18 protein-coding genes are annotated in these 18,761 nt (G+C 57.5%); 8 read left to right on the forward strand and 10 right to left on the reverse strand.

Going from position 1 to position 18,761, the window contains the following annotated elements; all coding sequences use genetic code 11:
• Positions 1–14: 14 nt before the first annotated feature.
• Entirely contained in the window at positions 15–881 is an 867-nt protein-coding gene (locus AC07W4_RS00750; RefSeq protein ID WP_495031158.1) for a patatin-like phospholipase family protein, read from the forward strand.
• Between the two features lie 268 nt (positions 882–1,149).
• Here the strand turns inward: AC07W4_RS00750 and AC07W4_RS00755 are convergent, their stop codons facing one another.
• From AC07W4_RS00755 to AC07W4_RS00770, 4 genes are read right to left on the reverse strand one after another with little or no spacing between them, the layout of a single operon-like run.
• Positions 1,150–2,418 (reverse strand): NAD(P)/FAD-dependent oxidoreductase, encoded by a 1,269-nt coding sequence (locus AC07W4_RS00755; RefSeq protein WP_495031159.1) that lies wholly within the window; start codon positions 2,416–2,418, stop codon positions 1,150–1,152.
• Positions 2,415–3,167 (reverse strand): amino acid ABC transporter ATP-binding protein, encoded by a 753-nt coding sequence (locus AC07W4_RS00760; protein ID WP_495031160.1) that lies wholly within the window; start codon positions 3,165–3,167, stop codon positions 2,415–2,417. Before AC07W4_RS00760 ends, AC07W4_RS00755 begins: the two co-directional genes overlap by 4 nt.
• Positions 3,164–3,832, reverse strand: a complete 669-nt coding sequence (locus tag AC07W4_RS00765; RefSeq protein ID WP_495031161.1) for an amino acid ABC transporter permease — start codon at positions 3,830–3,832, stop codon at positions 3,164–3,166. Before AC07W4_RS00765 ends, AC07W4_RS00760 begins: the two co-directional genes overlap by 4 nt.
• Positions 3,829–4,611, reverse strand: a complete 783-nt coding sequence (locus AC07W4_RS00770) for an ABC transporter substrate-binding protein (RefSeq protein ID WP_489388622.1) — start codon at positions 4,609–4,611, stop codon at positions 3,829–3,831. Before AC07W4_RS00770 ends, AC07W4_RS00765 begins: the two co-directional genes overlap by 4 nt.
• A gap of 214 nt (positions 4,612–4,825) precedes the next feature.
• On the opposite strand from AC07W4_RS00770, the gene AC07W4_RS00775 reads away from it, so the two are divergent.
• The gene (locus AC07W4_RS00775; RefSeq protein ID WP_495031162.1) at positions 4,826–5,605 is read left to right on the forward strand and encodes an IclR family transcriptional regulator; all 780 of its coding nucleotides are present in this window, start codon (positions 4,826–4,828) and stop codon (positions 5,603–5,605) included.
• A gap of 361 nt (positions 5,606–5,966) precedes the next feature.
• A complete protein-coding gene (locus AC07W4_RS00780) occupies positions 5,967–6,176 on the forward strand; it encodes a hypothetical protein (RefSeq protein WP_495031163.1) in 210 nt (69 codons plus the stop codon).
• A gap of 206 nt (positions 6,177–6,382) precedes the next feature.
• Here AC07W4_RS00780 and AC07W4_RS00785 read toward each other — a convergent pair whose 3' ends face one another.
• Positions 6,383–6,598 carry a hypothetical protein gene (locus AC07W4_RS00785; RefSeq protein ID WP_008001700.1) on the reverse strand — a complete coding sequence of 72 codons (216 nt, stop codon included), beginning with the start codon at positions 6,596–6,598 and terminating at the stop codon, positions 6,383–6,385.
• 621 nt (positions 6,599–7,219) lie between these two features.
• On the opposite strand from AC07W4_RS00785, the gene AC07W4_RS00790 reads away from it, so the two are divergent.
• The gene (locus AC07W4_RS00790; RefSeq protein WP_493133886.1) at positions 7,220–8,041 is read left to right on the forward strand and encodes an SDR family oxidoreductase; all 822 of its coding nucleotides are present in this window, start codon (positions 7,220–7,222) and stop codon (positions 8,039–8,041) included.
• A gap of 24 nt (positions 8,042–8,065) precedes the next feature.
• Here AC07W4_RS00790 and AC07W4_RS00795 read toward each other — a convergent pair whose 3' ends face one another.
• The gene (locus AC07W4_RS00795; RefSeq protein WP_495031164.1) at positions 8,066–8,968 is read right to left on the reverse strand and encodes a LysR family transcriptional regulator; all 903 of its coding nucleotides are present in this window, start codon (positions 8,966–8,968) and stop codon (positions 8,066–8,068) included.
• 106 nt (positions 8,969–9,074) lie between these two features.
• On the opposite strand from AC07W4_RS00795, the gene AC07W4_RS00800 reads away from it, so the two are divergent.
• A complete protein-coding gene (locus AC07W4_RS00800) occupies positions 9,075–10,058 on the forward strand; it encodes an aldo/keto reductase (protein WP_495031165.1) in 984 nt (327 codons plus the stop codon).
• Positions 10,059–10,092: 34 nt separating this feature from the next.
• Positions 10,093–11,409, forward strand: a complete 1,317-nt coding sequence (locus AC07W4_RS00805; RefSeq protein ID WP_493174719.1) for a Bcr/CflA family multidrug efflux MFS transporter — start codon at positions 10,093–10,095, stop codon at positions 11,407–11,409.
• A gap of 54 nt (positions 11,410–11,463) precedes the next feature.
• Here the strand turns inward: AC07W4_RS00805 and AC07W4_RS00810 are convergent, their stop codons facing one another.
• A complete protein-coding gene (locus AC07W4_RS00810) occupies positions 11,464–12,474 on the reverse strand; it encodes an aldo/keto reductase (RefSeq protein ID WP_495031295.1) in 1,011 nt (336 codons plus the stop codon).
• A gap of 107 nt (positions 12,475–12,581) precedes the next feature.
• Positions 12,582–13,475: a LysR family transcriptional regulator gene (locus tag AC07W4_RS00815; protein WP_493174718.1), complete on the reverse strand. Its 894-nt coding sequence runs from the start codon at positions 13,473–13,475 to the stop codon at positions 12,582–12,584.
• A 166-nt stretch (positions 13,476–13,641) separates the two neighbouring features.
• Between AC07W4_RS00815 and AC07W4_RS00820 the strand changes: the two genes are divergently transcribed.
• Positions 13,642–14,700 (forward strand): NAD(P)-dependent alcohol dehydrogenase, encoded by a 1,059-nt coding sequence (locus AC07W4_RS00820; RefSeq protein ID WP_493174717.1) that lies wholly within the window; start codon positions 13,642–13,644, stop codon positions 14,698–14,700.
• Between the two features lie 77 nt (positions 14,701–14,777).
• Positions 14,778–15,557 carry a carboxymuconolactone decarboxylase family protein gene (locus AC07W4_RS00825; RefSeq protein WP_495031166.1) on the forward strand — a complete coding sequence of 260 codons (780 nt, stop codon included), beginning with the start codon at positions 14,778–14,780 and terminating at the stop codon, positions 15,555–15,557.
• Positions 15,558–15,566: 9 nt separating this feature from the next.
• Here AC07W4_RS00825 and AC07W4_RS00830 read toward each other — a convergent pair whose 3' ends face one another.
• Complete coding sequence (locus AC07W4_RS00830) at positions 15,567–16,535, reverse strand: XdhC family protein (RefSeq protein ID WP_493133872.1); 969 nt, start codon at positions 16,533–16,535, stop codon at positions 15,567–15,569.
• A gap of 11 nt (positions 16,536–16,546) precedes the next feature.
• On the reverse strand, positions 16,547–18,757 hold the full coding sequence (locus tag AC07W4_RS00835) for a xanthine dehydrogenase family protein molybdopterin-binding subunit (RefSeq protein WP_493174716.1): 2,211 nt from the start codon (positions 18,755–18,757) through the stop codon (positions 16,547–16,549).
• Positions 18,758–18,761 lie beyond the last annotated feature (4 nt).

Here is an 18,761-nt window from a genome sequence, read left to right on the forward strand (position 1 = left end):
CCGAGACTTCGACCATGGCGACCAAAACCGCAATCGTATTCGCTGGCGGCGGCAGTTTGGGTGCGGTGCAGGTGGGCATGTTGCGGGCCCTGGTTGAGGCCAATGTTCGATGCGATATGGTGGTTGGCGCTTCGGTGGGCGCCATCAACGGTGCCTATTTCGCCGCAAGGCCCGATGTCGAAGGCGTTGAGGCACTCGCCGGTTTCTGGCGCGGCCTGCGTAAAACGGACATCTTTCCCCTCTCCTGGCTCGATACCTGTAGAGGACTGATCAAACGTCGTGGTTTTCTGTTGCAGCCGGCGGCCTTGACCCGACTGCTGGATCAGGCATTGCCCATCCACCGCATTGAGGATGCAGCGTTGCCCCTGCACATCGTCACCACCAACCTGCTCAGTGGTGCCGAGACCGTTCTGTCCAGTGGCGAACTCGAGCAGGCGTTACTGGCCAGCGCTGCCATTCCGCTGGTGTTCCCCTGCGTACAAATCGCCGATCAGTTCCTGGTTGACGGCGGCGTGGCAAGCAATACACCTATCTCGACTGCCGTAGCCTTGGGAGCCACCAACGTCGTGGTAATCCCCACCGGCGTGAGTTGCGCCCTAACACAACCGCCCCGAGGCCTGGTCGCCCTAGCCCTGCACACCGTCAATCTGATGAGCATGCGCCAACTGGTGAGCGACATCGAACACTTCCGCACTCTCACCAGCCTCCACATCGTCCCGCCCTTGTGCCCTGTGGATGTCTCGGTGTTCAACTTTGACCAGACAGAGTCTTTGCTGCAGCGCGCCTATGAGCAGACCCTCCGGTGGCTGGAACGTGGGGGGCTCGAACGCACCAAGGTACCTGGTGCCCTGACCATCCATTCACATGCCCATGAGCATTGAGTGATGTGAGTTACCTATAAAAGAGGCCCTCAACTCTCAATGCAATGTTGCGAGAGTACCTAGAGAGGTTGAGCATACCCCACTTCGATGCTGACCTATGCCGAGTGTCCCGAGAGCATTTCGTTCACGGAGGAATCACGATGTCGAATGCAGACTTACTCCCTTCCCTACTCTTCAAGATCAATCAGAATCAGTTAGCTCTCGAAGCCGCGATCATGAAGTTTAGGCGCAGCTTCGCTTGAGCCCGACATCTGCTATAGAGGATCCCTCAGCTCACGTTTAACCGATCCAATAAGCTATACCAAGCCACCCCCGCGCCAATATAGAACCTCTGCAATCCATGTAATGGTAGCCGCTGCAATGGCGATACCGGATACGCAAACGCCGCGCGGCTATCACACAAGCGCCCAGCCAACTGCTGCCCAAGGCTGGTACACAAAGCGATTCCCCGCCCATTACACCCAAGCGCCAAGGTCAACCCCGGTGCCGGCTCATGAACATGCGGCATGAAATCTCGAGTGATCGCGATCCGTCCAGCCCAGTGATACTCAAACTCCAGTGGCCCCAACTGCGGAAACAGCAATGCCAGCGAGCGCTCTAGGTGAGCAAAGTCCGTCGGCCCAGTAGGATCGTTGAACAACCCGCGTCCGCCCATCAACAGACGACCGTGGGCATCCTTACGGAAATACAGTAGTAATCGTTGCGCCGTAGAAACCGTTTCCTGCCCTGGCAAGATACTTTCGGCAACAGACCCACTCAATGGTTTGGTAGCGACGATAAAACTATTGGCAGCCAGTATGCTCTGCGCCATACCAGGCCACAGGTTGCTGCTGTACCCGTTGGTTGCCAGTACCACCTGATCCGCCGTTACGTGTGCGCCGCAAGCGGTCTGCAATTGCCACCCAGAGCCTTGGCGCTGCAACTCAGTCACGGCACTCTGGCCATGAATCCGCGCACCTGCCACCAGCGCCGCGCGCACTAATCCGCGTGCGTAAGCCAAAGGCTGAATCGCTCCGGCTCGGCTATCCAGCCAACCGCCGGCAAAAGCTTCACTGCCCATGCGCGTAGCCATTGCCCTCGCCTCCAGACACTGCACTGGTACACCACGCCGGGCCCACTGATCCGCACGGGCATGCAAGCCGGCCACGCCTTTGTCCGAGTAGGAAACCTGCATCCATCCCTTTCGCACTGGCGCGCAATCAATCTCATACCGCTCGATCAAATTGAACACCAGGTCAGCAGAGCTCGACACAGTATCGATCAAGGGTTCAGCGCGCTCAGTGCCGTAAATCTGCACCAGTTGATCCGGATCGTATTTCAACGTCGGGTTGACCTGCCCACCATTACGGCCCGAAGCGCCCCAGCCAGGTTCATTGGCCTCCAGTACACAGACGCTTACACCCTTCTCAGCCAGGTGCAGGGCCGTCGACAAGCCGGTATACCCCGCTCCCACTATCGCCACATCCACCTTCAACGATTCGCTCAACGCAGGCGTCGGTACAGCTGGCGGTGCAGTCGCTGCCCATAGAGACTTCATGACAGGCTCCGAGTGCTGGCGGTGGGATGCAGTACCCGGCGCAAAAAGTCTTGAGTTCGCGGTTGCTGCGGATTGCCCAGGACTTGCTCCGCCGGGCCGCTTTCAACTATGTAGCCGCCATGGAGGAAGCACACACGGTCGGCAACTTCGCGAGCAAAGCCCATTTCATGGGTGACCACGATCATGGTCATGCCTTCATCCGCCAGCGTACGCATTACTTCCAGCACATCGCCCACCAGCTCAGGGTCGAGGGCCGAGGTAGGTTCGTCGAACAGCATGGCTTCGGGCTTCATAGCCAAGGCGCGCGCGATGGCCACCCGCTGTTGCTGGCCGCCGGAGAGTTGTTCCGGATAGGATTCCGCCTTTGCCGACAGGCCAACTTTCTCCAGTAAGGCCAGGGCTTCTTCACGTGCTTGAGTGGGTGACTCACCTTTGACGTATACCGGCCCTTCCATGACATTTTCCAACACTGTGCGATGGGGGAACAGGTTGAAACGCTGGAACACCATACCCATGCGACTTCGTAGCGCGTGCACGGTTTTACTGCTCCGTTGCACGGTTTCGCCGAACGCGGTGATGGCGCCGCCGTCGTAGGTTTCCAGTGCATTGATGCAGCGCAGCAGAGTAGATTTGCCTGAACCAGAAGGGCCGATCAGACACACCACTTCACCCTTGGCCACGTCCAGATCTACTCCGTGCAGTACGCGGTGATTGCCATAATGTTTCTGCAGCTGACGAATCTCGATCATGCTTTTTTCCTCCGGCTCAGATGCTGTTCCATACGACGCAGGCCATACACCAACGGCAGGCTCATCAGCAGGTAGAGCAGAGCTACTAGGGTGTAAACAGTCATGTTCTGAAAGGTGGATGAGGCAATCAGTTGACCCTGGCGGGTCATCTCGGCAACGGTAATGGTGGACACCAGTGACGAGTCCTTGAGCATCATTACTAAGGTGTTGCCATAGGGCGGCAGAGCGATACGGAAGGCTTGGGGCAGAATCACACGGCGCATCATCAGTACCGAGCGCATTCCCAAGGCTTCGGCGGCTTCGCGCTGTCCTTGCTCCACGGCGATGATACCGGTGCGAAAGTTCTCGGCCTGATAGGCGGAATAGGCGATACCCATGCCTATCACCCCTGCCTGGAAGGCAGTGAGATGCACACCCATGTCCGGCAACACGAAGTAAATGTAAAACAGCTGCACGATGATCGGCAGGCCGCGAATCACATTGATCACCGTGCTCGCCGCCACCGACAGCGCGCGGATCGGGGACAACTTGAGCAACGCCAGTACCAGGCCGATGGCGCTGCTGAGCAGGAACGACAGTACGGTGATCTGGATGGTCACCCAGGCGCCCTGAAGCAGGATGGGTAAAAAATCCACCGCGCTTTGCAGGAATTCAGTAGGGCTCATAGGTTCACCTGGGTATCAAGCCCCCACTTCTTGAGGATACTGGCCAGGGTTCCGTCGGCTTTAATGCTGGCGATGGCCTGATTCAGACGCTCGAGGGTTTCGGTGTCACCCTTGCGCACCACCAGGCAAACCTCGCCGACATTGGTGGGTTTGTAGTCGGCGGCCAGTTTCACGCCTTTGAACAGATTCTGGCGGATCTGATAAGCCACCACCGGCTGGTCACCGACAGCGGCCTTGATGCGCCCCAGGGACAGGTCACGAACCATCTCGCCAATGGAGTCGTAGGTGCGGATTTCCTTGAAGATGCCGAGCTTTTTGAGCTGGTCGTAAAAGATGGTGCCGGCCTGCACACCCACTACCTGATCTTTGAGCGGACTCAGGTCGGGGTAGGCGGCATTGTCATCGGCACTGATGATCAGGCCTTCTCCGTAGGCGTAGACCGGGTTACTGAAGTCGACGACTTTTGTACGCTCTTCGGTTTTCAGCATGCCAGCGGAAATGAAGTCGAGCTTATCGGAAGTCAGGGAGGGAATAAGCGCGGCGAAGTTGGTCTGTTCGATCTGGCTGGTGAAGCCCCCGGCCCTGCCCACCGCTTCGGCGACATCGACCATCACCCCCTGGATGCTATTGCTCTTGATATCGAGGAAGGTAAACGGCGAGCCGCTGGCTGTTGCACCAACTTTGTACGTGGTCGCACTGGCGGCGTGCACGGCGGTCACGCACAGGGTGGCGCATAGACCGAAGGCGAGGCGGCGAAACAATGGTGAAAGACTGTTCATCGGGTTACTCCAGAAGGAAAACGGATCGTCAGTACCGCTAGCGGCAAGAGAACAACCGCAAGCCTCATGCCATTCCGATTCGACTTGAGTGAATATCGATTCATTAAATGCGTAAAATGAGTCAATCGTATCGATATGCGATATTTAATGACCTGTTTTTGCTTTATGGTGTAAAAATCTCCCCATAATCGATCGATCTGACAGCGAGTTCGCCATGTCCGAAGAACGCAACAGTTTGCACAACCAATCCCTGGAAAAAGGTCTGTCGGTGCTCAAGGCTTTCAGTGCGCAGCGCCGTAGCATGAGCCTTGCAGAGGTAGCTGACGCCGCTGGCATGACGAAAAGCTCGGCCCAGCGCATGGTGTTTACCCTGGAGAGCCTTGGTTACCTACGGAAACACTCCCGCACACGTCATTACCAACTGACACCACGGGTGCTGGAGTTGGGGTTCAGTTACCTGGATGCCCATTCGCTGATCGAAGTGGCCAACCCGTTCCTTTCCGAACTGACGCGACTGACCGGAGAGACCTCCTGCCTTACGGAGCCTGCGGGCTACGACATGACCTACATTGCACGCTTCGTCAGCTCGGGTTTTGTGCCGGTGCATATGCCGATTGGCTCGCGCGTGCCGATGTATTGCACCGCGTCCGGCAGGGCCTACTTAAGTGCGCTACCGCAGGATGAAGCGTTGGTGTTAATCGAGAATAGCCAGCGAGTCGCCCATACCAGCCATACGCTGACGCAGGTCGACAAGATTCTGGAGTCTCTGCAGGTGGTGCGGGAGCAAGGTTATGCAGTCAATGCCCAGGAACTTTTCCTCGGCGATATGACCATCGGTGCACCGGTGCTGGGGGCTAACGGCCGGCCGGTAGCGGCGGTGCATGTGGTAGCACCCACCAGTCGCTGGAGCCGCGCGGATGCCGAGCGGCAACTGGCGCCGGCGCTGTTGCAATGCTCTCGTGCGTTGACCAACTCGGCGCGGAATCTAGATTGATCCCAAGGTTGAAGGATCATTCCTGTGCTTAGCATGAAGCCAATGCCGAAGTTAAAGTCGGTACGTGTTGCCGGCATTTCTAAAACATCACTTTCAGCACGCAACGCATCATGCACTCAAGATTCAAGGTGATTGAGACCACCAGACTGGACGATGGCAGCAAGTGATGCCGGGTGGTCGATCTTGTGGTGGGAGGCTCAGCTAGCAAGCACGGCGTATTCAAGGTAAGGGCGGAGGCAGTCACGGTCTGTTCGACATTGAACGGCGAACACAGAAGATAGATCACAGAGCGTTGTGCGCGCCGTTATTCGATCTCAGTTAGCCCTCCTGCTACGCTGACCTCTTCCACGGAGGAATCACAATGTCGAACGCAGACCTACTCCCTTCCCTACTCTTCAAGATCAATCAGAATCAGTTGGCACTCGAAGCCGCGATCATGGAGCTTACGCTTTGGGTCGAGCAACGCGGCTCGGGTGAGGTTGGAGGCAACGTTCGTGGTGCTTTGGACACAATCAGCAAGAACGAAGAATTCATCAACATGACGCTAGCAGTGCTCATGACACCTGAGTGATCTGGTCGTCCTCTTCACCGTGGATGATGCGAGTCGAGTAGGTAAATCAGTTGTGGTTAAATTGAGGCCTCACTGCTTCAAGTAGAGCTGGTGTCACCAGCAGCTTAAGGCGTCCCCGTCCAGCACTACCAGGACTGAGATAAAGCTGTTCATCGCGCCACTCTATCGTGGCGTAGGTGGACGAGCTTAACAGTGATGGATGCGGGTCACGCAAGCTTGATGGCTCCACCTTGGATATCGTCCCGCGCCATTCGCAAGTCATTGGCATCCTGGTTGAGCCGATGAATCAGGTTGAGCAATCGTTGACGCAACACCTCATCCTGGAGCTGTTCAGCAGCACGCATCACATCAAGCGCCGCTGCCTCATTGTTGGTGGCAACAGCATCGAGCAATTTGCGCATGCTTCTTGATGGCCGATTCATCTCCAACCCTCCTAGGTTTCGGTGACGCGAATCATATGGCCGGAATGTTTCGTCAGTGTTTCAGCTGCTCGAACAAGCTCTGAATCACCGACTCTTGTCGAAGGGGGCTCGGCAAGCGGGCTCAAGATCAGAGCTGAAGTAGAGTCTGTTTGCATCGACTGAACACCGAGCATCCATGTGAGATAGCAGTATGCAGCTCCGCACCGCTAAGCCCCCGCTGATCTGCTGGTCACTCGAGGGCCAAGCGCAGAGTAACTGTTTTGAATTTATGAATGCCGAAAGAACAGGTATGGATTCTCGTTCAGAAAGGACGCTATTGACCTTCTTGAGGTTGAGTCGCTGACACTCATTTTCGGATTCTTCTCGGGTCTGGTAGGTCAGCTTCAGTCGACGCTCAATCAGCTATTGTTAATCCTAGGCCTTGATACATGATTCAACAATCAGGGGCCTGCTACACAGCCTTATGAGGGTTATTCACCCATTCATGTTTTCGGTACTCGGTCACTGAATTTTTCTCGACGAATTACTGAATTGAACTCACAAGGCCGCGCGTTTTTGAAGGACTAATCATCAAGCGCCTCTCACCGTAGAGTGGAATCACACCATTGTAGGAAAATGAAAATGACAGATGTAACTGTAGTAATCGGTGCTGGTTCAATTGGCCAAGCCATCGCTCGGCGCGTCAGCGCTGGCAAACATGTATTGCTTGCCGATCTGCGGCAAGAAACTGCTGATGCAGCCGCGAAAGTTTTGAGCGATGCAGGTTTTGAAGTCACCACGTCCAAGGTTGATATCTCGTCCCGCGAGTCTGTCCAGGCACTCGTCGCCCTTGCTGCAAGCATTGGTGACATTACCGGAGTCATCCACGCAGCAGGTATTTCTCCATCTCAGGCTGCACCTGCCACCATTCTCCTGGTCGACCTGTATGGCACCGCTTTAGTGCTGGAGCTGTTTGGAGATGTAATCGCAAAAGGTGGTTCGGCAATCGTCATCGCCTCGCAGTCAGGTCACCGCTTGCCGGCGCTCACCGCCGAACAGAACAAAGCCTTGGCGTTAACCCCGACTGAAGATCTTCTTGCTTTACCGATGCTACAGCCCGAGCTAGTAACCGATCCCCTGAACGCCTATCAGATATCCAAACGTGGCAACTCTCTGCGTGTGGCTGCGCAAGCCGTTCGATGGGGAAAGCGTGGGGCGCGTGTTAACACGATCAGCCCTGGCATTATCTTCACTCCTTTGGCCCGGGATGAACTCAATGGCCCGCGTGGGGATGGGTACCGCCGCATGATCGAATCGTCCGCAGCCAAGCGCGGAGGTACGCCCGATGAAGTGGGTGCGGTCGCTGCTCTGCTTATGGGCCCTGAAGGGACGTTCATCACCGGCAGCGATATCCTTATGGACGGCGGCGTTACCGCTCAATATTTGTATGGCGATGACCAATAGCGCCACAGGCCAGCAGGAGTGGTTTCATTCTTGCTGGCGTGCCCACTCGCGCACCGCTTCCGCGAACATCCGCAAGGCCATAGGCGGGTGCCGATTAGCTGGGTAGTAGAGACATGCGCCGGAATAGTAAGGGCCCCAGTCAGGCAGCAGATGGACTAGGCGCCCGGCCTGCAAATGTTCCTCGGCCTGATGCTCAGGTACCCACGCAATACCAATGCCCGCCAAAGCAGACTCTATCATCAGGTTGATATTATCCATGGTCATGGGCCCGTCGACATCGATGCTGGCTGATCTGCCCAGATGATCGAGATCCCAACGAAACAGCGTGCCGCTGGCAAAGCGAAATCGGATGCATCGATGAGCCTTGAGGTCGTGTGGTGCCATGGGCGCCGGATGCCGACTGAGGTACTCGGGCGAAGCCACTGCAGCAAATCGCACATCGGGGCCGAAGCGCACCGCGATCATGTCGCGCGGAACATCGTCAAATAGCCGAATGCCCGCATCGAACCCATCGGCGACGATATCGACCAAGCGGCTTTCAGCCACACACTCGATATGGATCTGCGGATTGTCCTGGAGAAATTGGGGCATGACGTGGCGGATCAAAAGTTTGAATGACGATTCGGATGCACTCAGTCGTATCAGGCCTGAGGGGGTATTGCGCTCTGACGTGACGTCGTTGACCGCACATTCGAGTTCGCCCAACAGTGGCTGCACTCGCAAGAAAAGTTGCTCCCCCGCCTCGGTCAAGGCGACTGAGCGGGTTGTCCGATTGAACAAGCGAAGTTCAAGGCGCGATTCAAGCCCGCGCATTGAATGGCTCAGTGCCGAGGCCGAAACACCCAGCATCTTGGCAGCGCCGCTGAAACTGCGTTGTTCTGCGATGGCTACAAAAGCAGTTAATTCCGGAAGGCCGGCACGGATCATTAGTGAATTCTCCTCAACTCCCCATGAAGCGGTGCGCCAATTGTTGAATTAGGCACAGGAATTTAAAGTGTACCTGTCAGCCACAACTTTGCGAAGGAGACGAAACATGCAGAAACGTCAGCTAGGCAAAAGCGGTTTGGAAGTGTCCTCCATTGGCTTGGGCTGCATGGGCCTGAGCTTCGCGTATGGCCCCGCCCTGGAGCGTAACGCAGCAATTTCTCTGATCCGTAATGCTTTCGACAAGGGCGTCAACTTCTTCGACAGTGCAGAGGCTTATGGGCCTTACACCAACGAGGAACTGTTAGGCGAAGCATTGGCCCCGATCCGGGATCAAGTCGTCATCGCGACCAAGTTTGGCTTCAAAAATGGAGTTCCGGGTGAAGGTCTCGATAGTCGCCCCGACACCATAAAAGCGGTGGTCGAGGCCTCGCTGAAGCGGCTCAAAACTGACCGCATCGAGCTGCTCTACCAGCACCGCATTGATCCTCAGGTGCCGATTGAAGACGTTGTGGGTGCCGTGAAGCTACTGGTCGAGGAAGGCAAAGTTCTGCACTTCGGGATGTCAGAAGCGGGGCCAGATGCAATCCGCCGCGCGCACGCCGTGCTTCCTGTTGCCGCCCTACAAAGTGAGTATTCGTTATGGTGGCGCGAGCCTGAAGAGCAGATCTTGCCGGTACTGGAAGAACTCGGAATCGGCTTCGTTCCATTCAGCCCGCTGGGCAAAGGCTTCCTGACCGGAGCCATCGATGCCGACACCAAATTCGCGGACGACGACTTCCGCAATGTGGTTCCGCGCTTCACCGAAGAAAACCGCAAGGCCAATGCGAAATTGGTCGAGGTGCTCGGTCAGATCGCCGACGGTAAAGGCGCAACACGAGCGCAGGTTGCCTTGGCTTGGCTGTTGGCGCAAAAGCCTTGGGTCGTACCTATTCCAGGTACCACCAAGTTGAATCGACTGGAAGAGAACATCGGTGCAGCCGACCTCCTCCTGAACAAGGCCGATCTTGTTTCCATCGCTACGGCACTTGAGCAGATCAAGGTCGTGGGTGATCGCTACCCTGCTCATTTGCAGAAGAACGTTAACCGCTAACTTCCACCGCCCTGGCCAACCGCGGCGCCCGTAGATGGGCGTCGGTGGTCTTGTTTTATTCAACCCGATTTCAAGAGTATCGCTGACCATGCCACCGACAGAACGCCACATGGAGACAACTCAGCCGTCCGACAAACAAAGCCTATGGATTCTGGCGACCCTCAGTGCCTTGATGGCCTTTGCTTCCATCTCAACCGATCTCTACCTGCCTGCCATGCCCGCCATGGCTAAGTCGCTGCACGCTAACGCGGGCCAGCTTGAGCTTACGATTTCCGGCTACCTGATCGGCTTTAGCCTAGGCCAGTTATTATGGGGGCCGGTCGGCGACCGATACGGACGGCGGATGCCAGTCGCGTTGGGGTTGCTGCTGTTTATCGCGGGTTCCGCCGGCTGCGCTCTATCGACGACGGCGCCAATGATGATTGGCTGGCGTGCGGTACAGGCGGTAGGCGCATGTGCCAGTGTCGTGCTGGCCCGTGCAATGATCCGCGATCTTTATGAAGGGCACCGGGCTGCACAAATGCTGTCGACCCTGATGACGGTCATGGCCGTGGCCCCGCTACTGGGCCCGAGCATTGGCGGGGTAATTCTCAAATTAGGCTCATGGCATTTGATTTTCTGGGCGTTGGCGGTATTTGGCGTGGCCACACTTGTTGCCCTGTATACGCTTCCGGAAACCCTTCCTGTCGAACGCCGCAATCACGCCCCGCTCAGTGGTGCCTTTTACCGATACGGCAAACTGCTGACCGATCGCCGCGTCCTGGGTTATGCCTCGGCAGGTGGATTCTTCTATGGGGGAATGTATGCCTACATCGCGGGAACGCCTTTCGCTTACATAGACTATTACCACCTATCCCCGCAGACCTACGGGATCCTGTTCGGTGTGGGCATCGTGGGGATCATGCTCGCTAATCAGCTCAACGCCAGGCTCGTCAGGCAAGTAGGTACTGATCAGCTGATGCGATTGGGAGCGCTGATGGCTGCCTTGTCGAGCCTCTGGCTGGTGATCGACGTATGGAGTGGTATTGGCGGGCTGACGGGATTGGTCGCGCCGCTGTTCGTGTTCGTCGCAGCAGCGGGCTTAATCGTCGCCAACTCGATCGTCGGTGCGCTGGACAGTTTCCCCCATATGGCTGGAGCGGTTTCTGCACTGATTGGGGCGTTGCAGTACGGAACAGGGATACTCGGGTCGGGCTTGGTCGGCGTACTGGCAGACGGTACCCCGAAGCCAATGGCGACAGTGATCGCAGTATTCGGAGCGGCCAGTATGGTGTGTGCGTTCTGGGTGGTTAAATCTAAACCTGGAAAGGACATCGAAATCCAAGGTGATCAGACTGCTACGGAGCGTTAAAAACAGGACAGGGCAGCCACTACGCTGCTTGCCCTGTCCTAGCCTTCTCTCGTTTCAGCTCACTTTGCGCCCTTCAACCGGGTAGCCCGGATCGGTGAAACCGTGGGTCGATGCATGCCCTGGCACAACCAGGCTGTCGACCAGTTTCTCGTCATCTGACCCCAACTCCAGCCCTAAAGCTTCTATGTAGCTGTCCCAATGAGCTTCGGTGCGCGGGCCCGCGATCGCCGCGCTGATCAACTGATTTTTCAGTACCCATGCGATGGCAAAGGCAACTGAAGTGGTGCCGCGATCGGTCGCATGCTGGGCGATGGTCTGCGCGAGCTTCAAAGACTCGGGACGCCATTCTGTCTGCTGGATACGCTTGTCACCGCGCCCGGCTCTTGTATCAGCCGGTGGTGGCGCATCCACTGGGTACTTACCGCTGAGAACGCCACGGGCGAGCGGGCTGTAAGGGACAACCCCAATGCCGTAATTGCCTGCGACAGGCAGTTGCTCTACCTCGGCGATGCGATTGACGATGTTGTACAAAGGTTGGCTGACGGTTGGCCGCTGGATCCCCAACGCATCGGCAATGCGCACCATCTCGGCGATTTTCCAACCGTGGAAATTGGAAACCCCGTAATAGCGGATCTTGCCTTGGCGAATCAGGTCGTCGATTGCGCGCAGGCCTTCTTCCATCGGCGCATCACTCAAAGTGCGATGGAAATACAGGATGTCGATATAGTCGGTGCCCAGGCGCTTCAGGCTGGCTTCGACATTCTGCATAATCCACTTGCGCGACTGCCCTTGTTGATTCGGGCCTGCATCGGCCGACGACGGATAGCCGAACTTGGTCGCCACGACCCAGTTGTCACGCTGAGCCGCAATGGAGCGGCCCACCACCTCTTCGGAACGTCCAGCGTGATAAGCATCAGCAGTGTCGATGAAATTGATGCCTGCGGCACCCGCCTTGTCGATGATGCGCTTACTGGTAGCTTCATCGGTCTCGCCGCCGAACATCATCGCACCCAGGCACAAAGGCGATACTTTCAGGGCGCTGCGGCCCAGATAACGGTAATTCATCATTAACCCTCAAAGGCGTTTAAAAGATGAATTGATCCTAGACCCATTTGTATTGGTGATTAAGGTGCAAAAAAGGGATACGGCCATGAGACTAACTCATGAATGATTTACGCCTTGTAGCGCAGTGCATCCACTACAAGAGCAAGTGCCCGTGAAGACTGCCGCCGGCTCGGGTAGTAGATGTGCAAGCCCGGGAAGGTCGGAAACCACTTCTCCAGCACCCAACAAAGGCGGCCGGCCGCAACGTACTCTTTAACCAGATCCTCAGGCAGATAAGCCACACCGCACCCGTCCAGCGCAGCCGCGAGCATCGGGTATGTGCCATTAAAGGTCAGTTGCCCTTGCACCCGAAGCTGTAACTCGCGGTCACCGTTAGCCAGTTCCCATGGGTAGCAACCCCCATGAGTGGGGAGCCTTAGGTTGATGCAGTTGTGAGCTGCCAGATCTTCCGGTAACTGCGGTGCTAAATGCACTTTCAGATACGCCGGCGAGGCGACCATCGCCATGCGTAAGTCGGGGCCGATTCGAACGGCAATCATGTCCTGGGCAACCTGGTTCCCCAGGCGCACGCCAATGTCATAACGCTCTGCAACGATATCGGTCAGCCCGTAGTCGGTCATGATTTCAATCTTGATATCTGGATAGCGCGGCATGAAATCCGCCAGACGCGGCCACAGCACCGCGTTGGCGGCATAGTCCGTGGCCGAGATACGAAGCGTGCCGCGAGGCGAATCCCGCAGCTCGACCACTTCGGCAAGGTCGGCCTCGATCTCATCGAAGCGCGGGGCCAGCTTATTGAACAGCTGCTCTCCGGCTTCAGTGGGCGCCACACTTCTGGTGGTTCGCGTCAGCAAACGCACGCCAAGTCGGGCTTCCAGCGCGCGGATGGTATGACTCAGAGCCGACTGTGAAACGCCGAGCTGAGCGGCTGCGCGTGTGAAGCTGCGCTCCCGCGCGACAGCCACAAATGCCAAAAGGTCGCCGTATCCTTCGCGCGCCATTCATGAACCTCATTCATATAGTGATCGTTGTTGAGCATATCTCAGAGCAACGTCCATTGATGAGCTGAACTCATGACGCCATGCAGGTTATGCCTCTTAATCAATGGATTTCAGTTGCCTACCATGGGTTGGTCTATTCATTCGTTTCAAATGTTCGAGGTATGCAATGAAGACCATCGGTTACGCCGCACAAACCCCACAAAGCCCTCTCGCCCCCCTACGGTTCAATCGCCGCGAACTGCGCCCCAACGACGTTGCCATGGAAGTGCTCTACTGCGGCGTCTGCCACTCCGACCTCCATACCGCGCGTAACGATTGGGGCTGGACGGTCTACCCTGCCATGCCCGGACACGAGATTGTTGGCCGCGTCACCGCCATCGGAAATGAAGTGAGCCGCTACAAAGTCGGTGACGCTGTGGCCGTCGGCTGCATGGTCGATGCGTGCATGACCTGCGACCAATGCCGCAAAGGCGAAGAACAACTGTGCCGCGAGGGGAATACCAACACCTACAACGGCAAGGATCGTTTGAGCGGTGAGAACACCTTCGGCGGTTACTCCAAGCACCTGGTGGTACGTGAAGAATTTGTGCTGCGCGTCCCTGAAAGTCTTGACCTGTCAAAGGTCGCCCCGCTGCTGTGTGCGGGTATCACCACTTACTCCCCGTTACGTACCTGGAACGTCGTTCCCGGCAGTCGTGTTGGCGTAATCGGTCTCGGCGGCCTGGGCCATATGGCCGTCAAGCTGGCAGTGGGAATGGGGGCCGAGGTGACGGTTATCAGCCGCACGCGGGACAAGGAAGCCGATGCCCTGGCCTTGGGTGCCACACGCCTTCTGCCATCGAGCGACAGCGCTGCCATGGTCGCTGCGGCTTCAAGTTTCGATCTGATCATCGATACGGTGCCAGTCAAGCATCAGCTCGATGGTTATGTATCGCTGCTCGATGTCGATGCGACCCTGGTGATGGTTGGCCAAGTCGGGCCGATGGAAGAGCAGAACACCGTGCCGATGATACTCGGCCGGCGCCGCATTGCTGGCTCGCCCATCGGCGGCATTCAAGAAACCCAGGAAATGCTCGACCTGTGCGCCGAGAAGAACATCCTGCCTGAGTGCGAAATGATCCGTATGGATCAGATCAACGAAGCCTTTGACCGGATGGAGCGCGCCGACGTGCGCTATCGCTTTGTCATCGATATGGGTTCGTTGCCAGCGCCTGCGCCAACCTGATCGCCAGCCGTACCCTCAGGTTCGCGGGCAACGGATCCAGGCCCGCGAGCATTTCGACACTCCAATAGGAACGTTCGATGAAACTGCTCACCGCTACGACCTTCGCCACCCTCCTCTTCGCCACCGCCGTGGACGCTGATCAAGCTCAGCCGCGTCCCGATCCGAAGCCGTCACCCGACCTACTGGAAGTCACCCCGCAGCTATACAAATACACCACCGAGCTGCTGTTCGGCGAAGTGTGGAAACGTGCAGAGCTGTTACCGCGAGATCGCAGCCTGATTACCTTGCCTGCCCTGATCGCCAGCGGCCAGATCCCGCAACTCACAGGGCACATCAAACTGGGGCTCGACAATGGCCTCAAGCCAAGTGAGATCAGCGCATTGATTACCCACTTGGCGTTCTACTCTGGCTGGCCTAACGCGATGTCTGCAGCCGGCGTCGCCAAGCAGATATTCAGCGAGCGACATATTCCAGCCGATCAGATTTCGCCACCAGTGGGCGCTCCCCTGACACTTGATCCAGAGAGTGAAGTAAAACGCCGTGCCGCAGTCGAGGCTGGTGTTGGAGGCGTGGCGCCGGAGCTGGCTCGATACACCAATGACGTGTTGTTCGGTGACCTTTGGCGGCAAAGCAATCTCAACGCCCGAGACCGCAGCCTGGTCACTGTCGCCGCTCTTATTGCCCAGGGCCAAGCGGCACAGCTCCCGTTCCACCTCAACCGAGCCATGGACAACGGCCTGAGCCAAGCCCAAGCCGCCGAGGTGGTGACGCATTTGGCGTTCTACGTTGGCTGGCCGAAGGCGATGTCGGCGGTGCCGGTGCTCAAGGACGTATTCGCTTCACGCAAGCAAGTCTGATACTCAAAGCTAGAGCGCGTGACGCTGTATACCGTTGGACACCCGCAGGATATCGGCCATCACCGCCATGGCGATTTCTGCAGGGGTCTTGCTGCCCAAGCGCAGGCCGATGGGTGCATGGATCCTTTGCAGGCTCGCGTCATCGAGCCCACCAATCCGCGCCAGGCGTTCAAAACGCTTACTGCTTGTGCGCTGCGAACCCATCGCGCCAATGTAGAACGCCTGAGTACGTACCGCTTCAAGCAGTGTGAGGTCGTCCAGGCGCGGATCATGCGTCAGAGCTACCACGGCTGTTGACGCATGGCATCCGCCATTGGCGATGTAGACCGCCGGCAGCACCTCATGTACTTCAACCCCCGACAGTGTGAAGCCGGCAATTAGTTCTTCCCGTGGCTCGCACAGAATCACCTCATAGCCCAATGCAATGGCAAAGCTGGCGCAGAACTCCGCGACGGGTGAAAGCCCGGCCAGCAGCAAACGCTGCACCGCGCCAATACGAATTGCCACCTGTTCCACGCCGACTTCGACTCTCGCTACATCCATGCTGCCAGGGTCGATGCGACGGTGCTCGGTGCCCAGCAGCACTTGACGAGTTATCAAGCCCGATCCAGCGAAAGCCGCCTCAACGGCCGCAAGATGCGCGTCGGTATCGCTGGTCGGAGCCAGATATTCCACAAGCACGTCTAGAACGCCACCGCATGGCAACGCCAAGTTGGGTGCCAGACCTCCCTCGCCATAGCGAACCACTTGGTTCACCGGCCTGAAGAATTGACTAGCGACCCGCTCAAGAAAATCATCCTCGACACACCCGCCAGACAGTGAGCCCCGATGCTCGCCAGAACTCAGACAGACCAACATCGCCCCAGGGCCGCGCGGCGCCGAGCCGAAGGTGGCAAGGACAGTGCAAAGCCATACAGGCTGACCCTGTGCGATCCAGGCTCGGGCCTGCTGAATGACCTGAAGATCAAGCTGTTTCATGGCATCGATCCTCAAATAGTCATTAGCTTTTCCTTGGTGATGGGCAAGCTGCGAATGCGTTTTCCAGTTGCGTGGTAGACAGCATTGGCAACCGCTGCTGCAAGGCCGGTAACGCCGATTTCCCCGATCCCTCGGGCACCGAACTCACTGAGGTTGTAATCCGGATAGTCGAGCAAAGTCACGTCGATGTCGGGCAAGTCTCCATGCACGGGCACCACGTATTCGGCATAGTTGTTGTTGACCGGCAAACCGCTGCTGGGGTCATTCTCCGACGCTTCAAACAGCGCCATCCCCACGCCCATGATGATCGCTCCTTCCACCTGATTTCGCGCCGCCAGCGGGTTAACCACCTTGCCCACATCGATGGCACTGACTACCCGTGCTACGCGCAGGCGCGAAATGCCTGGATCCCAACGCACCTCGACAAAGTGCGCGCCGAAGGAACGATAGGAAAAGTCTCCGCCCTTGGCTCCGCTCTGGAAGTGCCCCTCGGCTCGGCCCAATCGCTTGTGACGAAGTACATCGGCAAAACTTGCACGCTGGCCATCCTTAACTAATTGACCACCCTCCACCGTCAAGCTATCTGGCTCACCACCCACCAGTAGCCCACCGTCCATGACAGCGTACTGCCGCAACTTTGCGAGCGCAGCCCGGGTGGCGCCTGCGATGGCCGGCAAGATACTTGCGGTGGCCCACGAACCACCCGCCAACGCGCCCGGCGGAAACGTAGAGCTGCCCAGTTCAACCTCAATACGCTCGAATGGCAGGCCAGTCAGTTGAGCGACAGCCTGCGCCACCACTGTATAGGTACCGGTGCCGATATCCTGCTGACCGCATTGCACTAGGGCGCTGCCATCCGAGCGGATGATCACGCGGGCGTCGGTGGGAACCTGGAAGGCTTCCCAGTTGCAGGCGCCCATGCCATAGCCAATGACCTCATCACCGTCACGCATTGAACCGACCGCTGCGTTGCGTGCGTGCCAGCCAAATCGTTCGGCGGCGGTATCAATCGCTTCGGGGAGATGATTACTCGACCATTCCAGGTTGAGGCTTTCGTCTCGCGTGGCCAGATTCAGCTTGCGAAACACCAGCGGATCAACACCACGCAGCAGCGCCAATTCGTCGATCGCCGACTCCAGAGCAAACAGGCCAGGTGCGGCACCAGGTGCACGCATTGATGTGGGAGTGCCTCGATTAAGCGGACTGTTCTTGTGATTCACAAGCACGTTCGGACAGGAATAAAGGCTACGTGTGACGCCGCCGCATGCTTCGGTGTAGGCATCGGTGGTCGAAGTGCTATTGAATGATTCATGCCGAATAGACACCAACTTGCCGTCCCCATCAGTGGCAAGGCGAATGCGCTGCAAGGTTTCAGGACGATGCCCTGCGGTTGTAAACATCTGCGCCCGGGGCAGCATCAATTGCACCGGACGCTTCACGACCTTGGCGGCGGCGCAGGCTGCTATCGAGTGAGGCCACGGCCACAGTTTGCTGCCAAATCCGGAACCGATGAAGGGTGCATGCACTTCAACGCGGTCTGGAGGCAGGTCGAAGACATTGCCCAGCACGTTGCGGTGATTGACGACTCCCTGCGTGCCCTCGTAGACATACAGCTTGCCGTCGCGCCAATACGCCGTAGTGGCGTGCATCTCCATCGGGCTGTGGGTTTCCACCGGAGTGGTATAGGTCTGATCCAGCCGCGTGGCCGCCGTCTGCCAGGCTGCATCCGGATCGCCTCGGCTGTGCCCGCGCCCTCCCTCGCGCGCACCCTTTTGCCGCAGTGCATCTTTGAGGTTGGTGATGGCCGGACTTTCGGCATATTCCACCTTGACCTGATGCGATGCCGCTCGGGCTTGCTCGAAGGTATCAGCCACAACTAACGCTACAAACTGGCCCGGATAGGCGACCTTGTCATCCTCGAAAGGCAATCGGCGCTCGTCGACCTTGGCGGCGCTGAGAATGTCCTTGAAGGTCATGGCTACATCAGGTGTGCGGTGCAGCGCGGGGAAGTTTCCGTGGTGCAGAACGGCGACCACGCCCGGCATCGCGCGTGCCCGTGTGTCATCGATGGCCACGACCCGGCCATTGGCGATCGTGCTGTAGACGCCGTAGGCATAAGCCATGTCTGGAAAGGGATGGTCTGCAGCATAGCGTGCTGCGCCCGTGACTTTAAGGCGGCCGTCGATACGCTTATACGGGGTGCCGATTATGGACTGGCTCATCAGA

It is taken from the genome of Pseudomonas sp. GW821-FHT02A08, from assembly GCF_059422045.1.

Bases quoted from the DNA above. Each gene is read 5' to 3' on its own strand.
- AC07W4_RS00820 (WP_493174717.1), top strand. From the start codon at position 13,642: ATGAAGACCATCGGTTACGCCGCACAAACCCCACAAAGCCCTCTCGCC.
- AC07W4_RS00750 (WP_495031158.1), top strand. From the start codon at position 15: ATGGCGACCAAAACCGCAATCGTATTCGCTGGCGGCGGCAGTTTGGGT.
- AC07W4_RS00765 (WP_495031161.1), bottom strand. From the start codon at position 3,832: ATGAGCCCTACTGAATTCCTGCAAAGCGCGGTGGATTTTTTACCCATC.
- AC07W4_RS00810 (WP_495031295.1), bottom strand. From the start codon at position 12,474: ATGAATTACCGTTATCTGGGCCGCAGCGCCCTGAAAGTATCGCCTTTG.
- AC07W4_RS00815 (WP_493174718.1), bottom strand. From the start codon at position 13,475: ATGGCGCGCGAAGGATACGGCGACCTTTTGGCATTTGTGGCTGTCGCG.
- AC07W4_RS00835 (WP_493174716.1), bottom strand. From the start codon at position 18,757: ATGAGCCAGTCCATAATCGGCACCCCGTATAAGCGTATCGACGGCCGC.
- AC07W4_RS00780 (WP_495031163.1), top strand. From the start codon at position 5,967: ATGTCGAACGCAGACCTACTCCCTTCCCTACTCTTCAAGATCAATCAG.
- AC07W4_RS00830 (WP_493133872.1), bottom strand. From the start codon at position 16,535: ATGAAACAGCTTGATCTTCAGGTCATTCAGCAGGCCCGAGCCTGGATC.
- AC07W4_RS00785 (WP_008001700.1), bottom strand. From the start codon at position 6,598: ATGAATCGGCCATCAAGAAGCATGCGCAAATTGCTCGATGCTGTTGCC.
- AC07W4_RS00770 (WP_489388622.1), bottom strand. From the start codon at position 4,611: ATGAACAGTCTTTCACCATTGTTTCGCCGCCTCGCCTTCGGTCTATGC.
- AC07W4_RS00790 (WP_493133886.1), top strand. From the start codon at position 7,220: ATGACAGATGTAACTGTAGTAATCGGTGCTGGTTCAATTGGCCAAGCC.
- AC07W4_RS00755 (WP_495031159.1), bottom strand. From the start codon at position 2,418: ATGAAGTCTCTATGGGCAGCGACTGCACCGCCAGCTGTACCGACGCCT.
- AC07W4_RS00805 (WP_493174719.1), top strand. From the start codon at position 10,093: ATGGGCGTCGGTGGTCTTGTTTTATTCAACCCGATTTCAAGAGTATCG.
- AC07W4_RS00800 (WP_495031165.1), top strand. From the start codon at position 9,075: ATGCAGAAACGTCAGCTAGGCAAAAGCGGTTTGGAAGTGTCCTCCATT.
- AC07W4_RS00825 (WP_495031166.1), top strand. From the start codon at position 14,778: ATGAAACTGCTCACCGCTACGACCTTCGCCACCCTCCTCTTCGCCACC.
- AC07W4_RS00775 (WP_495031162.1), top strand. From the start codon at position 4,826: ATGTCCGAAGAACGCAACAGTTTGCACAACCAATCCCTGGAAAAAGGT.
- AC07W4_RS00760 (WP_495031160.1), bottom strand. From the start codon at position 3,167: ATGATCGAGATTCGTCAGCTGCAGAAACATTATGGCAATCACCGCGTA.
- AC07W4_RS00795 (WP_495031164.1), bottom strand. From the start codon at position 8,968: ATGATCCGTGCCGGCCTTCCGGAATTAACTGCTTTTGTAGCCATCGCA.